Source organism: Prevotella sp. P2-180 (assembly GCF_002251435.1).
GTDB lineage: Bacteria > Bacteroidota > Bacteroidia > Bacteroidales > Bacteroidaceae > Prevotella.
Map to the genome: position 1 here is coordinate 1 of NZ_NPJI01000022.1, position 510 is coordinate 510.

Consider the following 510-nt stretch of genomic DNA (forward strand, 5'->3'; position numbering starts at 1 on the left):
CTTCGGTATTTTGGCGCAATGCCTTTTAGAGGTATACGTTGGCTCCCATGCAGGAAGTCACGCCGAGCGTGGTCGCTATAGCTGAGAGTGCCGCTACAATCAGCTGGAGCACCAGCTTCCAAGTGTTCGATTTGTTCGTTGTACTCATAGTTGTAAGAATTAAGGGTTAAGAATTCCGTTTTCGTTAGTTCCCAAGGTCGCTACCGCCCGAGCTTGGCGGAGTTTCAGTCTCTCCTGCAGAGCCGTTGTTGGCAGTTGTGGTGGCAGTGCCCGGGGTGAGGAATGAAGAGCTCTCGCCGCCGTAGGTCTTCACAGAGCGCTTGTAAGCCTGGTCGCCGCTGTACTCGGCTATCATTTCCGCGTTGTTGTCCACAAACATCTGTGTGCTCACAAGAGTCTTTCCGCTGTCCTTGCGGCTGTGAACCCACGCATACACTCCGTTGCCCTCACCCTCGATATGACCGAGATAGCCGTCCACGGTGGCGAATCCGTACTTGCTCACGAGGTCGA

Annotated in this window: 2 protein-coding genes; both read right to left on the reverse strand. The window is 54.3% G+C overall.

Features of this window, described 5'->3' with window-relative positions; translation table 11 throughout:
- Nucleotides 1–25 precede the first annotated feature (25 nt).
- On the reverse strand, nucleotides 26–148 hold the full coding sequence (locus CIK98_RS17900) for a smalltalk protein (RefSeq protein WP_172409791.1): 123 nt from the start codon (nucleotides 146–148) through the stop codon (nucleotides 26–28).
- A gap of 36 nt (nucleotides 149–184) precedes the next feature.
- The coding region (locus CIK98_RS17905) for a hypothetical protein (RefSeq protein ID WP_172409792.1) at nucleotides 185–510 on the reverse strand (326 nt) is incomplete at its 5' end.

Excerpts from the sequence above, each read along its gene's own strand:
- CIK98_RS17900 (WP_172409791.1), bottom strand. The coding sequence starts at position 148 with ATGAGTACAACGAACAAATCGAACACTTGGAAGCTGGTGCTCCAGCTG.